This is a genomic window from Cellvibrio sp. 25HG11W-0 (assembly GCF_057815475.1).
The window spans coordinates 1,211,886-1,226,713 of sequence record NZ_CM174230.1 but is presented as its reverse complement, the minus strand read 5'-3'; the positions used below and the strand labels follow the sequence as shown (position 1 = coordinate 1,226,713).

Genomic DNA, 14,828 nt, shown 5'->3' with positions numbered 1-14,828 from the left:
ATCACAGCTCAGTCACTTCTTTTTTAATGTGGGCCCTTCGCGATCAAGACGATCCAGCTCTTTCTTATACGCCTCCATATCTTCCCAATCAAACGCGGTGCCCGCATTTAATCCAGTTGGATTTTGCGCTCGCGCCTTAGCATTTTCCTGCAAGCTATGCTCTTTCTCCGAAGCCTCTTCCTGCTCTGTTTGCTGCAAGGATTCAAACCGCTTTAACACTTCTTCAGCTTTTGATGACATAACAACCTCGATTAATGAGCGCAACCACAGCATATAAAAAAGGCCGCAAATGCGACCTTAGAAAACCACTCAAGCAACCTGCATGGCAATGGTATTAGACGTCCGCTCCACTTTATTGTCTACATCTAAATAGACCAGTTTAGGCTTGTGGCTAACCATTTCCGCTTCGGTAAACTGACCATAGGTTGCGATAATGACACGATCGCCCACCGCCACTTTACGCGCGGCAGCACCATTCATCGAGAAGGTGCCAGAACCCGCCTCCGCTAAAATAATATAGGTATGAAAGCGCTCACCGTTGGTGACATTGTAAATATCGATTTGCTCGAATTCACGCATCCCCGCCAGCGCCACCAAGTCGGCGTCAATCGCACAGGAGCCGTCATACCAAAGCTCGGCTTGTGTTACTTTTGCCATGTGCAGCTTGGCTTTAAGCATATTTGAAAGCATGAAATTCCTCCGGGGGAGATTCAGGTCTGCGCTGGCTCGCTATCTTAGCTCAAGCTCACAGAAACATTGTCGATAAGTCGAGCGCCTTGCGTGAACATAGCGCCGAGTATGGTGATCTCCCGATCGTCGTGTGCCGCCATATCCAAGGTGCGGCTATTGCAAATATTGATGTAATCCACCTTAAAGCCCACCGCCTCTATCTGGCTGCGAGCATCAAGCATCAACTGCGTAAAATCCCGGCTACCCTGCTCTATTTGCTGCTTAATCGCATTCAAACTGCGATTAAGAACCGCGACCCTAGGGCGCTCGTCAGTAGTAATAAAGCCATTGCGCGAACTCATGGCCAAACCATCAGGCTCGCGAAATATTTCGCCAGCGGTGATTTTAACAGGAATACACAGGTCTTCCACCATTCGACGTATTACCGCCAGTTGCTGAAAGTCCTTGATACCGAATACAGCCTCATCGGGCTGCACAATATTGAATAGCTTGGTGACGACCGTTGTTACCCCTTCAAAATGACCGGGGCGGCTCGCTCCGCAGAGTACATCGGTCATAGTCGGCACTATTACCCGTGTCTGCTCTGCCATGCCATTGGGGTAAATTTCCTTCTCGTCCGGGCAAAACAAATAATCACACTTGACCGCCTCCAACTTAGCAGAATCGGCTGCAAGAGTGCGCGGATACTTATCCCAGTCTTCGTTGAGGCCAAACTGAAGAGGATTAACAAAAATGCTCGTCACCACGAGGTCACAGTTGCGCTGGGCAATTTTCACCAACTCAATATGCGCGGCATGTAGGTTACCCATTGTGGGCACAAACCCAATGCGCTTTCCGGCCCGACGCTCAGCATTTAGCGCATCCCGCAGGGAACTCACATGATGTAAAACCTGCATCTCTTCCTACCTCACCTGTTCCAAAATCCACTTTACCCATTTCTAAGCAAAAAACGCCAAAAATCGCCTTAAATGCCCCTAAAAACAGGCAGCTCTTCGGGCGCGCGATAATACACGCTTGCATACTTCATGTACATTTTTGCGACATCCACGCCAGTTAAATTAACACAACACCCATAAACGACACCCTAAATATATAGGTTAAATAACGCAAAAAAGCCCCAAAGCTACAGGGCTTTGGGGCTTTTAACGACAATACTACTACCGTTATAACTATTAACGGATACTGGCGCCCTTATCTTGATTCAATACCAATTCGCCATTTTTTAACGGGATACTTGAACCTGGATCATAGGTCATTCTTACTACCGCATCTTTATCATCAATGCGATAAGTGACATCGTAGGCTACAACCTCTTCTTTGGTTTCGTAGGTGGTTTTACAAACGGTTTCCATCGTAGTGTAGGTATCCTTTTTTTGCATATCGTCTTGCACTCGATCACCCGCATAACCACCTGCTACGGCACCCGCAACTGTCGCTACTTTTTTGCCATTACCACCGCCAACTTGATGACCCAAAACACCACCAATAACTGCACCTATGGCCTTACCTGCTACACGATTCGGATCTTTTACTTCCTTTTGATGAACTACTGCATGCTCTGCGCAAACCTCATGTGGAATTTTCACTTTTTTCGTTACCGCGAGGGTTTTAACAACTTCCGCAGAATTAGATTCTTTTAGCATTTGATAGCCCGCATAGGTTCCACCTGCGGTAGCCACACCGGCACCCAATACCACACCAATAATCATTGATCTATTCATCGCAATCCAACCTCTCACTACAGAGCCATTTACTGGCCGATGCGGCAGTGTACGCGCTTAACAGCTGAACAACAGATTAATGATGTTTAGCTGAGCAGCGCTCTGTGAATCAGCTAACACTGAATTCGCAAATAGCTTCAACATTAAATGCCTAGGCATTGGTGAAAAGCCGCAAATGAAGCAGCCAACTGAAGGGGAAAGGAGGGAGGCCAAAGCTGAAGGAACGGTACGCAATACACACAATTACTCACCAGCGGGCAGCAAAGTCACTAGATCACCCATCGCAATCACCCCACTTTTAATGACTTTCGCGCACAAACCACCATAACCGAACATGGCCGCCGCTGCACCTGCACCCAAGGCTTCATTCATGCGCGAACATGGATCGCAAAGCGCTGCAGTTTCAAAAATTGCAGTGCCAATTTGCAACCGTTGGAAACGCAGTAAATTCATATTCATACCGGAGATAACCAGATTGCGGCGCAGCAGTACGGGGTCGATAAACGCCATGCCCAGTTGCTGGGCAATTTGAGCAATATATTCGCGACTAATAATAGTAACCTGCCGCCCCGAACCGGGACTTTTTAAGCAGCGATGATCGCCAGCTAAACCCAAGCTTAACAGCGCTTCAGCGCGCTCAACAATTAGAATGTCGCCGCGACGCTCGCTACGTAAACCTATCCACTCCAGTTTGCCGGGCACCATTTCACGGCGCAACCCCTCCAGAAAACCCGTTTGTCGCAGCATAACCCTAGGCTCTTAGTTAATAGCCATCATTCTGAAAATACTCCGGCGCCAAATTATCAAAGCGGGTGTATTTGCCGATAAAGGCGGCGCGGCAGGTGCCGATTTCGCCGTTACGCTGCTTGCCGATGATGAGTTCGGCCATGCCTTTGTCTTGGCTATCTTCGTTGTAATATTCGTCGCGGTAAATAAACAGAATAACGTCGGCGTCCTGCTCGATGGCGCCCGATTCACGCAGGTCCGAGTTCATGGGGCGCTTGTTGGGGCGCTGTTCTACACCACGGTTGAGCTGCGAAAGCGCGATCATAGGGCATTCAAATTCTTTGGCGATACCTTTGAGCGAGCGCGAGATCTCCGAAATTTCTTGGGTTCTGCCATCGCCGCCGCCGGCGACTGTCATCAACTGTAAGTAGTCGACCATGATCATGCCGGGGTTACCGTGCTCACGCACTATGCGGCGAATACGCGCACGCATTTCTTGAGGGTTGAGGCCGCCAGTGTCATCGATAAATAACAGCTTATCTTTCATTTTGGCCACGGCCGAGGAGAGCTTGGGCCAATCCTCTTCGGTAAGCTTACCGTTGCGCATCTTGCCTTGGTCGATGCGCCCGAGCGACGACATCATCCGCATCACCAGCGCCGCCGAGGGCATCTCCATACTGAAAACCAGTACCGGTTTGGGCTGACTGAAGAGCGCGCCTTCCACAAAGTTGAGTGCCAGCGCGGTTTTCCCCATGGAGGGGCGCGCGGCCAAGACTATTAGCTCGCCCGGCTGCCAGCCCGACGTGCGTTGATCTAGATCGGTAATGCCCGAGGGCACACCGGTAATGTCGCTGCCGGAGCGAAACAGCTCATCGATACGCTCTACGGCTTTTTTAAGCAGACCATTTACACCTTCGAGACCACCCTCTTTGGGGCGATCTTCGGCGATTTCCGCAACACGTTTTTCGGCCAGCTGTAGCAGGTCATCGGAATCCAGCCCGGCTGGGTTCATGCTGGACTTGCCAATTTCCGAGGCGGCGGCTATCAGCTGACGTAAGGTCGAACGCTCGCGCACAATTTTGGCGTAGGCGACTATGTTGGCGGCGCTAGGGGTATTGTTGGCCATTTCGACCAGATAGCCAAAACCGCCTACCCGCTCTAGGTCATCATGCTTGTGTAGCTCTTCGGAGAGGGTGATGACATCAAGCGGCTGATTATCTTCCTGCAACTTGACCATCATGCGGAAAATAAGGCGGTGATCTTCGCGGAAGAAGTCAGATTCCGAGAGCGCCTCCTGCACGACATCGAGGCGATTATTGTCCAGCATTAAGCCGCCCAGCACCGACTGCTCAGCTTCTACCGAGTGCGGGAGTGAGGTATTGGCGGCGAGCTGACTCGCTAGGGATTCTTCAAAGGAGGTATCAGACATAGTCAGGCAAATCACTATCAACAGCTAGAACACAAAATGAAGGCAAAAAAATCGGGCACTTCTTCAACCGATTTGTTAAACCAAAAAGGTTGTCGATAGTGCCCGATTTTTAGGGTGTTGTCAGTAATTTAGCGACAGCTGAAAGCATTGCTAAATTACGCAGCCAAAGTATTACTCTGGAACAACAGCCAATTTAACCACTTGAATCACTTCAGCGTGCAGTTGAACGTCGATCTCATATTGACCGATTTCACGCAGCACACCTTCTGGCAAGCGTACTTCTGACTTAGCCACAGCAACACCAGCAGCAGTAATTGCATCAGCGATATCGCGGGTGCCGATAGAACCGAACAAACGGCCTTCGTCGCCAGCGTTAGCAGCAATAGTCACTTCTAGTGCGGCAAGCTTCTCAGCACGTACATTTGCAGCAGCGATTTTGGCAGCGGCAGCAGCTTCAAGGCCAGCGCGACGCTCTTCAAAATCAGCGATGTTTTTTGCAGTAGCAGCAACAGCTTTGCCTTGTGGCAACAGGAAATTGCGGCCATAACCAGACTTAACGGAAACTTTGTCACCGATTGCGCCTAATTTACCTACTTTATCGAGCAGAATAACTTCCATCTCAATTACCCCTTACTCGTGGCTGTCAGTGTATGGAATCAAAGCCAAGAAACGTGCACGCTTAATGGCAGTAGCCAATTGACGTTGATATCTCGCTTTGGTGCCAGTGATACGGCTTGGAACGATCTTGCCAGTTTCGGTGATGTAAGCTTTCAGCGTTTCAACATCTTTATAGTCGATTTGCTTAGTGCCTTCAGCGGTGAAACGGCAGAATTTACGACGACGGAAAAAACGTGCCATGGTTACACCTCCTGCTCTTCATCAAGTTCATCGGCATCAACATCGTCTTCATCAGACGCGTCATCTGCATCATCATCACGACGCTCAGCGCGTGGTGGACGAGCTTTACGCTCACGGCCTTCTTTTTCAGCCTTGAGAATGAAAGACTCTTCGGTGATGGCTTCATCTTCACGAATAACAAGGTTACGCAAGATAGCGTCGTTGTAACGGAAGTTGGTGGTCAACTCGTCCAAAATGGCATCGCTACATTCAATGTTCATCATGATGTAGTGGGCTTTGTGGATTTTGTTGATGGAGTAAGCCAATTGGCGACGGCCCCAGTCTTCCATACGGTGTACTTGGCCACCGCTGGCTTTAACAGTAGAGGTATAACGCTCTACCATGGCTGGAACTTGTTCGCTTTGGTCTGGATGAACCAAAAAAACGATTTCGTAATGACGCATTTATAGCTCCTTACGGGTGATAGTCTCCTGCATCGTTGATACATTGCAGTGAGACAAGGAGAGGTCAAAATTGCTCTTGACCAGTTTGGGGCGCGAATTCTACGGGTTTAACCCATGGCATGCAAGGACAATAATTAGCCAGCGACTCGTGCACCCCACATCTGCGCTCATTACTGGAGAACGACCTAGCTGTTACATAAATGACAGCGCTGTCTAAAGCTTTTTTCAAGCATCAAATACTTTTTACTTGCAATATAAAACCCTCGCTTTATAGCCCAATCTTTACACATCTATGCAAAACTCTTTCTTTTCCTATCAATAATGTGCGCTTCACCGCCAGTTGCGCAAACCCTCTTTGTATACTTGTAGCCAGTTCTCCCTGTACACCACCGCTTCATTTCGATAGCACCGAGGGGGAACCAGTAAAAAAATAATAATTAGCACGTCTTCACGCAAGAACACGCTCAATAACAAAATAACTAGAGATCCGATGATGAAAAATAATCACTTATTTTCTCCTGCGAAAGCTATTACCAGCAAAATGCCTACTTTTTTAGCCCCCCTAGCGCTCGGCCTTTTCTTGGCAGGCAGCATGGGTGTCGCTATGGCAGATGTTGCACCAGTCTCCACGCAAGGCAATAAAGTGCTCTTTGGCGGCCAACAAGGCAGCGTAGCGGGCATGAGTATGTTTTGGAGTAACACCGGCTGGGGCGCAGAAAAGTTCTACAGCGCGCAAACCGTTAGCTGGCTCAAATCTGACTGGAACGCCAAGCTTGTCCGCGCCGCTATGGGCGTTGAAGATAACGGTGGCTATATTACTGACGCCACCAACAAAGCGCGCGCGATTGCAGTTGCCGATGCCGCCATTGCCAACGATATGTATGTAATTATCGATTGGCACACGCACAAAGCCGAACTCAATAAGGCCGCCGCGATTAGCTTCTTTAGCGAAATGGCGACCAAATACGGCAACAAAAACAACGTGATCTATGAGATCTACAATGAGCCGCTGCAAGTATCTTGGAGCAATGTCATCAAACCCTACGCGGTTGATGTGATCAAAGCGATTCGCGCCATTGACCCAGACAACCTCATCATTGTGGGTACACCCACGTGGTCACAGGACGTAGATGTCGCGGCGCAAGACCCCATTACTGGCTATAACAATATCGCCTACACCCTGCACTTTTATGCGGGCACCCATGGCGCATCGCTGCGCAGCAAAGCACAAACAGCACTCAACCGAGGCATTCCACTTTTTGTGACCGAGTGGGGTTCTGTGAATGCTGATGGTGATGGCGGCGTTGCTAACAGTGAAACCAATGCCTGGATGGACTTTTTGCGCACCAATAAAATCAGCCATGCCAACTGGTCTTTAACCGACAAGGCTGAAGGTGCTGCGGCACTCACTCCTGGCAGCGGCGCCAGCGGCTGGACCAGCAATCAGCTGACAGCATCAGGTGCGCTCGCCAAAAGCTTAATCGGTGGCTGGCCTGCACTCACCAGCGGCGGCAACACCAGTTCGACCCCTGTTGTATCCAGCAAATCGAGCGTTGCGCCTTCATCTACCCCGCGCAGCAGCACGCCCACTGTTAGCTCTGCAGCTACCGGCGGCGGCCAGCAGTGCAATTGGTACGGCACGCTTTATCCATCGTGCACCACCACCACTAGCGGCTGGGGCTGGGAAAACAACAAAAGCTGTATTGGCCCGGCCACCTGTAGTGGTCAGCCTGCGCCCTATGGCTTAGTCGGTGGTAACACACCTGCTAGCTCAGTAGCGCCAAGCTCTACTGCAACGCCGAGTTCAACACCGCGCTCAAGTGTTGCACCAAGTTCAACACCACGCTCTAGCGTAGCGCCTAGCTCAACCCCTGTTGCAAGCTCAACGCCAAGCACCAGCGGCGGTAAATGTGTACAGGTGATTGGCAACGAGTGGAATACCGGCTTCACCGGTTCCGTTCGTATCACCAACACGGGCAGCAGCAGCATTAATGGCTGGAGCTTAGGTATGAGCTACAGCGATGGCACCCGCATCACCAGCAGCTGGAATGTCAATCTCAGCGGTAGCAACCCTTACAACGCTAGCAACATCAGCTGGAACGGCACCATTCAACCCGGTCAATCGGTTGAATTTGGTTTCCAAGCCACCAAGGGCGGCAACACCGCAAGCGCACCAAGCTTTAGCGGTAGCCTTTGTAACTAAGCTCTACCGCAGAACCTAAGTTACAACGCATTACCTAAATTTCACTGCAGTACCTAAACCAAAAATGCCAGCTCAATTTTGAGCTGGCATTTTTGTTGGTGCACCTAAAAAAATATCCAAAAAAAATCATCAGCGTAGATTTTTATAGCGCCTGCAACTTGTTGTTTAACCGCCATCTCGCTTATCTTAAACGCCTCAAATTTTCAGCAGAAAAATCGTAAGGTTACCAATGGATATGCACATGATGGACGAAGGCTACACGGCAGAACTTGAACAATTACAAACACTCTATGATCAAGATCGCTTCAGTGACGCATGGCACCAAGGCTGTGAATGGTTTGGCGCAACAACCTGGCCCTCGCCCTCACTAATACTCTTGGCGGCGCGCATTCTGCTGCACCTAGGCAACATGCGCAAAGCCGACGCAATTATGCTGCGCCTGTGGCGACAACACCCAGGCTTACCCAAGCTTGCTCACTTTATTGCTACTACGATTAATCGCAGGCGCGGCCCATTAGCCGCACTGCGATTATTGCCACAATTAGAACAAGAAGCGCAGGCTAACGACCATGACCTGGCAGACTTGCGTGTCGCTAAAGCTGAAATTCTCATGTGCTTTCGCGACTTTTCTGCAGCGGAAGACTGCCTAAAAGATCCTCACGATCAGGAAAAAAAATGGCTGCAACTGGCTAAAGCCGAAATAAAATATGCGCAAGATGACTATGCACAAGCACTTGCACAGGTCGAAAACATCTTGGCAGCAGATGGGCGTTATCGCCCAGGGATACAATTTAAAGCCAGTATTCTACAACTGCAAAATGATCTTAGTGGTGCGATAGAACTACTCGATGACTTTTGGCAAACATCGCAATCTTTTTGGGTAGGCCGACAACTATGCGGCCTCTATATCGAAAACAAGCAATACCCTCAGGCGTATCAAGCCCTAGAGCGCCTGGACAAAATCCCTCTGCCCGATCAAAAAGATAGCCTGCGCATGTTGCACGCACTGCGCGCAGACTTACTCTGCGCAGAACAGCGCTATGAGGAAGCACTGGAATTTATCGAACAAAAAAACTTTTACGGTAAATCGGTCGTTGATGCGATTAAACGCGCACCCGACTCATCGCGCCGCAAGCTACTGGACTTACCTTTTGTACGACAACACCATATGACTTGCGCGCCCGCGAGCCTCACGTCAATCGCCAATTATTGGGGCGTCAACATCAGCCAAAGCGAGGTGGTTGATGCCATTTGCTACGGCGGCACCCAAGCCGTTGATGAGCGCAAATGGGCACAGGCCAACAACTGGTTTGTACAAGAGTTTGAACTGACGTTTGCAGCGCTAAAAACACTCATCGATCACGACATTCCCGTACTGCTTTCCACGGTTGAACCGGGTAGTGCCCACCTGCAAATTATTGTGGGCTATGACGAGGTTATGGGCACTTATTTGTTGCGCGACCCCTACTATCGTCGTCTGCAGGAAATGTTGATTGAAGGTTGCCACAAACATTACGCCGCCAGTGGCCCGCGCTGCATGGTGGTCGCCCCCAAGGACTATGCCGAGCGCATTGCCGCCATGAACCTACCCTGCCGCGAACTTTATGATCAGCTTTATAAAGTGTACTTGGCACTCGACAACAATCAGCGAGATGATGCCCAAGAAGCACTGACTCAAGCGCGCGCGCTCGATCCCAACCATAGAATCACCATCAGCTGCGCGCGTGCACTCGCTTTTTATGACAGCGATGAACCGCGCGGACTTGAACATACCGAGCAGTTATTAGCACTGTTTCCCGAGGACGTTAACCTACAGCTGAGCAAAGTCGGATCACTCGCCGCATTTAGCTCTGCGACAATTACACGCGACTATCTCGACACCATTGCGAAGCAACCCAACAGTCACTTTCTCATTCGCAGCCGGCTCGCCGACAACCTACGCTGGGATCAGCGCGAACAGGTGCAAGTGACTGCATTATTTCAGCAGCTGCTCAACGAGAACCCGCTCCACACTGCATCGCTTTACGCCTACGCAGGCTTTCTATGGGATCAAGAAAACTATCGCGAAAGTTTTCAACTCTATCGCTTTGCCACCTGCCTCGATGATAAAAATGAGCACTATGCCGAGAGCTTTTTTAAGGCAGCGCGCTATCACAAACAAACTGAACAGGGTTTAACTTTTTTGCGCGACCGCTTCGCGCGTTTCGGCAAAAAATCATCAGGCCCCGCGATTTCGTTGTACAACGCGTTAGATAGCTTGGAGCGTGCACCTGAAGGTCTAAAAATGCTCGATGAGGCCATAGCATTGCGCCCTGAGGATGGCTGGTTAATGCTTTTTGCCGCGCGCAAATTTTTATATTTACAGCGCGCGGCCCATGCGCAAACCCTGCTCGCAAACGCCCAACCGTTTGTGAACGCGGTGCGCTACTTTGAACTGGCAGCAGAAATACATGAGTTTAATCAAGAAACTGATCTGGCCGTTGAATGCATAGAACAAGTCCTCACACTTGAACCCCTAAGCTACAAAGCTAACAGCACCAAAATGCGTCTTTTAGTTGAGGCGGGACAGCGCACCGAGGCTCAGGTATTTATCGCCAACCAACTCACTCAATTCCCCGGCAACGCCATGTTGCTGCGTCTGCAGATTGAATGGCTTGATGAAACCGACCATCAAGCCCATGCGCGCAGCTATCAAGCATTTATCGAGCAACATCCTACCGATGCTTGGGCGCATCGCGGCTTAGGTATGGCACTGCTGGCATTAGCACGCCCCCAAGAAGCGCTACAACATATACAGGCAGCCATCGCCATAGAGCCCACCACCAGCGTCAATCACGCACGTTTGGGCGATATTTACCTCTATCAACAAGAGCGCAGCTTAGCGCGCGCTAGCTTGCGCAAAGCCATAGAGCTTAACTGTGACTACACCTACGCCTATGGCAAACTCATGGAGTGCGGTTTAAATCACGAGGCACAACAACAAGATCTCGCTTTTATCTATGCGCAACTTATGGCGCAAGTTAGCTATGGCGATGGCATTTTGGAATATCAAAAAATTGCGTGGCAATTGTTGTCTGCCAGCGAAATTATTCATTTTTTACAACATGCATTAGATGCACGCCCCGACCTCTGGCAGTCATGGGTTGCACTGGCATTGGCCAAGCGCAATCAGGGCGAGAATGAAGCCGCATTGACACTCTTGGATGCAGCCGCAGAGCGCTTCCCACTACTGCCGCGAATTTTTTTAGAGCGTGCCGAAACCCAACAGGTGATGAACCTTAATAGCGCCGCGGAGGAAAGTTATCGGCAAGTATTAGCACTCGCGCCGGGCTGGACCCTCGCCGCTAATAACCTGTGCGAATTACTTGAGCGTCAGCATCGTCCAGAGGAGGCCATCGCCCTCCAGCGCAGTATGATTGCTCGCAATCCCTTGGCCTCCTCGCCCTATGGCTATCTCGCCGATTTATTGATGCGCAATCAGCAAACGCCAGCAGCTATTGAGGCACTCGAGCAGGCGGTTGCGCGCGACCCGCATTACTACTGGGCGTGGCGACTGCTCTCTAAACTTTTAGCGGAAGCCGATCGCACAGATGAATTCCAACAAAAAATTCACCAGGTGCGCGCGCACTTTCCCAACAATGCCGACTTGGTATTGGTACAGGTCAATGCACTTTCCGAACCCGAGCAAGCCATTCAAATACTGGGCGATTTTTTGGCGCTCCACCCTCATAACGCCGAGATCTGCGAAGACTACATCACCCGTTTAGCCGAGCAAAAACACCTAGAGCGCGCGCTGAACTTTGCGAGTGAACACTATTGGAATGGCCATAGGCCAAACAATATTCTCGCGATAGAAGCATGGGTCTACGCGCAGCAAGGCGATCTACGCGGCGCTGTTGCGCACATGGAAAAAGTCGCCACCATCAACCCCAATTTTTACGAAGCGTGGCGTTTGCTTACGCGCTGGTATGTGGAGTTAAAAGATAAAGACAACAGCCTGCGCGCCATAGATCAGTGCCAGCGTTTATACCCCAATGACCCCGTGGTGCTCTGCTACGTCGCGGAAAAACTCGAAGCAATTGACGGTGACAAAGAGCGCATAGGTATGCTCTTGCGCCGCGCGTTCGAGCTGAACCCCATTAACCAATACAACGGTTTAACCTACATCGATTACGCCCTAGAACAACGCGACTATGAGCAGGCGAGCCAAGCACTCAACCTGTTGCACAAACATAAACGCGATACCTACACCCGCTATCGCGAATTGCGTTTAGCACTCGCTCAAGAACAAACCGCAGCAGCACTTGAGGTTTATCTTGAAATACTGCAAGACCACGATGCGAGCGAGTGGTTTGTCATCAACGGCTGGGAACAATTGGAAGAGGCAAAAATGGCCGCCACCGCCACCGAACGTGTGAATCAATTACGCGCGACGCAAGCATGGCTTTCACCCTATGTGGGGCGCTGCTTAGCAAACTATGAATTCAGCCAACAAAAACCCGCTAGCTTTGAACAGAGCTTAATGCGCAAAATATTGGATGACGACTTTGGCCACCGCTACTTGGAGGGATATGTGCGCAGCCTGATTAGCCTTAAACGCGAGCTGCCCTGGAACCTGCTAGAACGGTTTAACGCCCAGCTATCTCAGGATATTGAAAACTGGGGGTTGGTGGGTTATTTGAAGGTTATTTTGGGCCAATGGAACGGCGCGACCAACTGGCTAGAGCGTCAATACCCACGGCCCGATGCCAAAGCTTGGATGTTGTATTTTTACAGCATAGCGCTGCGCGAAACCGGACACTGGGAGCTAGCCAAACAGGTCACTGCCGAGGCATTCACCAAAGAGCCCGACAACTATCGCGAAGACATTCTCGTCTGGCACAGCCTCGACTGCCTGCTCGACAATAAAACAGTCTCCTTTAACGAGTTGGAATACATGGACTCAGACAATTTGGCCGGCCTGAGCCAATATCCACTTGCTGTGGTTAACTACTTACGCGCATTGGATGGCCGTACCTTTATAGAAGGTTTTGCGGACACCACAGCAACGCTCGCGGCATGCCGTGCACAATGGCAAGAACACCACGACTCGGTTGCCTGTCGATACGCTAAAAAACGCACACGCACTCACCTTAGCCACACTATCGATCAACCTTGGCTTAAAAAACTGCAGTGGACTTGGCGCCTCGCCCAAAGTTTTTAATGCTCCCTACTGTCGTTTGAGTAGCGCTGAGATGTCTCCGTTGTAATGGAGAACACTCAGCGCACTCAGCCTGGACTTTTCATAATTCAAAAATATGTTTATCGGCGATGAACTCATCTCACACCACCACTCACAGCCTGAGGCAGCGCCAAGGTTTACGTTTATTTGCAGACCAAAGCCAACCCAATGCAGCATGAAGCCTTATAGTGTGCGGCTGGGAAAATAAAAAATCATGCAAATAATAGTGAGAAATCCATGAACAGCCTAAGACGCCATTGCACCATCCTAAGCACAGCCTTGCTACTAAGCGCATCAGCTATCAGCAGCTACGCCGATGTCGCTCCCATCACCACCCAAGGCAACAAAGTATTATTTGGCGGCCAAGTCGGCAGCATCGCCGGCAATAGTTTATTTTGGAGCAACACGGGCTGGGGCGGTGAAAAATACTACACGGCAGGCACCGTAAACTGGCTTAAAACCGACTGGAAAGCCGGCCTCGTGCGCGCCGCTATGGGCGTGGATGACAACGGTGGCTACCTAAGTGACGCCAGCAACAAAGCCAAAGTTAAGACAGTGGTCGACGCGGCTATTGCCAATGACATCTATGTGATTATCGATTGGCACAGTCACCACGCCGAAGACTACAGAGCCGAGGCTATCGCCTTCTTTAAAGAGATGGCAACCACCTACGGCACCAACAATCATGTGATCTACGAGATTTACAACGAGCCACTGAACCTCAATTGGAATACCGTACTTAAGCCCTACGCGGAAGCGGTTATTGCCGAAATTCGCGCCATAGACCCAGACAACCTGATAATTGTGGGCACCCCCAACTGGTCGCAGGACGTCGATATAGCCGCCAATAACCCCATCACTGGCTACGCCAATATTGCCTACACCCTGCACTTTTATGCGGGCACCCACAAACAAAGCCTGCGCGACAAAGCGCAAACCGCGCTTAATAAAGGCATTCCTTTATTTGTGACCGAATGGGGCACAGTAAGCGCCAGCGGGGACGGTGCGGTGGCTATAAGTGAAACCAATGCCTGGATGGAGTTTTTGCGCACTAACAATATCAGCCACGCCAACTGGGCTCTCAATGACAAAACCGAAGGTGCCTCTGCCTTGGTGGCGGGCGCTAGCCCCACAGGTGGCTGGATTAGCTCGCAACTTACCGCATCGGGTGCACTGACCAAAGATTACATGCTCAACTGGCCTGCACTAACAGCCACCTCGAGCGCGTCATCGACCAGCAGCACTCTAGCGAGCAGCGCTGGCGTTTCATCAATGCCAAGCAGTGTCGCGACTACATCTGCAGCCTTAAGCAGCATGGCTGCCAGTAGTATTGCGCCCTCAAGCGCAGCGGCAGTAAGCAGTGCAGTAACCGCGTCTACGGCAACAGCCAGCTCGAAAAAAAGCAGCAGTGGCGGTGGTGGTGGTGGCAGCAGCTCCCTTTGGCAGCTGATCGGGCTTTTAGGTTTTGCCCTGCTCGCACGCCTGCGGAAATAAGCAATTCACACCCTTCAGTCAAGCCCAGCCATCGCTGGGCTTT

General features: G+C 50.7%; 12 protein-coding genes. 3 read left to right on the top strand and 9 right to left on the bottom strand.

Features of this window, described 5'->3' with window-relative positions; translation table 11 throughout:
• Positions 1-12: 12 nt before the first annotated feature.
• From AC0KUT_RS05060 to rpsF, 9 genes are all read right to left on the bottom strand, one after another.
• Entirely contained in the window at positions 13-240 is a 228-nt protein-coding gene (locus AC0KUT_RS05060; RefSeq protein ID WP_488834035.1) for a hypothetical protein, read from the bottom strand.
• Between the two features lie 69 nt (positions 241-309).
• Entirely contained in the window at positions 310-690 is a 381-nt protein-coding gene (gene panD, locus AC0KUT_RS05055; RefSeq protein WP_488834034.1) for an aspartate 1-decarboxylase, read from the bottom strand.
• A 44-nt stretch (positions 691-734) separates the two neighbouring features.
• The gene (panC, locus tag AC0KUT_RS05050; protein WP_488834032.1) at positions 735-1,586 is read right to left on the bottom strand and encodes a pantoate--beta-alanine ligase; all 852 of its coding nucleotides are present in this window, start codon (positions 1,584-1,586) and stop codon (positions 735-737) included.
• 276 nt (positions 1,587-1,862) lie between these two features.
• A complete protein-coding gene (locus tag AC0KUT_RS05045) occupies positions 1,863-2,411 on the bottom strand; it encodes a glycine zipper 2TM domain-containing protein (RefSeq protein WP_488834031.1) in 549 nt (182 codons plus the stop codon).
• Between the two features lie 243 nt (positions 2,412-2,654).
• The gene (locus AC0KUT_RS05040) at positions 2,655-3,158 is read right to left on the bottom strand and encodes an MOSC domain-containing protein (RefSeq protein ID WP_488834029.1); all 504 of its coding nucleotides are present in this window, start codon (positions 3,156-3,158) and stop codon (positions 2,655-2,657) included.
• A gap of 16 nt (positions 3,159-3,174) precedes the next feature.
• Positions 3,175-4,566 (bottom strand): replicative DNA helicase, encoded by a 1,392-nt coding sequence (gene dnaB, locus AC0KUT_RS05035; protein ID WP_488834027.1) that lies wholly within the window; start codon positions 4,564-4,566, stop codon positions 3,175-3,177.
• 171 nt (positions 4,567-4,737) lie between these two features.
• On the bottom strand, positions 4,738-5,184 hold the full coding sequence (gene rplI, locus AC0KUT_RS05030) for a 50S ribosomal protein L9 (RefSeq protein WP_488834025.1): 447 nt from the start codon (positions 5,182-5,184) through the stop codon (positions 4,738-4,740).
• A 12-nt stretch (positions 5,185-5,196) separates the two neighbouring features.
• A complete protein-coding gene (rpsR, locus tag AC0KUT_RS05025) occupies positions 5,197-5,424 on the bottom strand; it encodes a 30S ribosomal protein S18 (RefSeq protein ID WP_488834023.1) in 228 nt (75 codons plus the stop codon).
• A 2-nt stretch (positions 5,425-5,426) separates the two neighbouring features.
• On the bottom strand, positions 5,427-5,867 hold the full coding sequence (rpsF, locus tag AC0KUT_RS05020; protein ID WP_488834021.1) for a 30S ribosomal protein S6: 441 nt from the start codon (positions 5,865-5,867) through the stop codon (positions 5,427-5,429).
• Positions 5,868-6,357: 490 nt separating this feature from the next.
• Between rpsF and AC0KUT_RS05015 the strand changes: the two genes are divergently transcribed.
• The 3 genes from AC0KUT_RS05015 to AC0KUT_RS05005 all read left to right on the top strand — a co-directional run bounded on the left by AC0KUT_RS05015 (position 6,358) and on the right by AC0KUT_RS05005 (position 14,785).
• On the top strand, positions 6,358-8,070 hold the full coding sequence (locus AC0KUT_RS05015) for a cellulase family glycosylhydrolase (RefSeq protein WP_488834019.1): 1,713 nt from the start codon (positions 6,358-6,360) through the stop codon (positions 8,068-8,070).
• A 229-nt stretch (positions 8,071-8,299) separates the two neighbouring features.
• The gene (locus tag AC0KUT_RS05010) at positions 8,300-13,273 is read left to right on the top strand and encodes a tetratricopeptide repeat protein (protein ID WP_488834018.1); all 4,974 of its coding nucleotides are present in this window, start codon (positions 8,300-8,302) and stop codon (positions 13,271-13,273) included.
• A 255-nt stretch (positions 13,274-13,528) separates the two neighbouring features.
• On the top strand, positions 13,529-14,785 hold the full coding sequence (locus tag AC0KUT_RS05005) for a glycoside hydrolase family 5 protein (protein WP_488834017.1): 1,257 nt from the start codon (positions 13,529-13,531) through the stop codon (positions 14,783-14,785).
• The last annotated feature ends 43 nt before the right edge of the window (positions 14,786-14,828 follow it).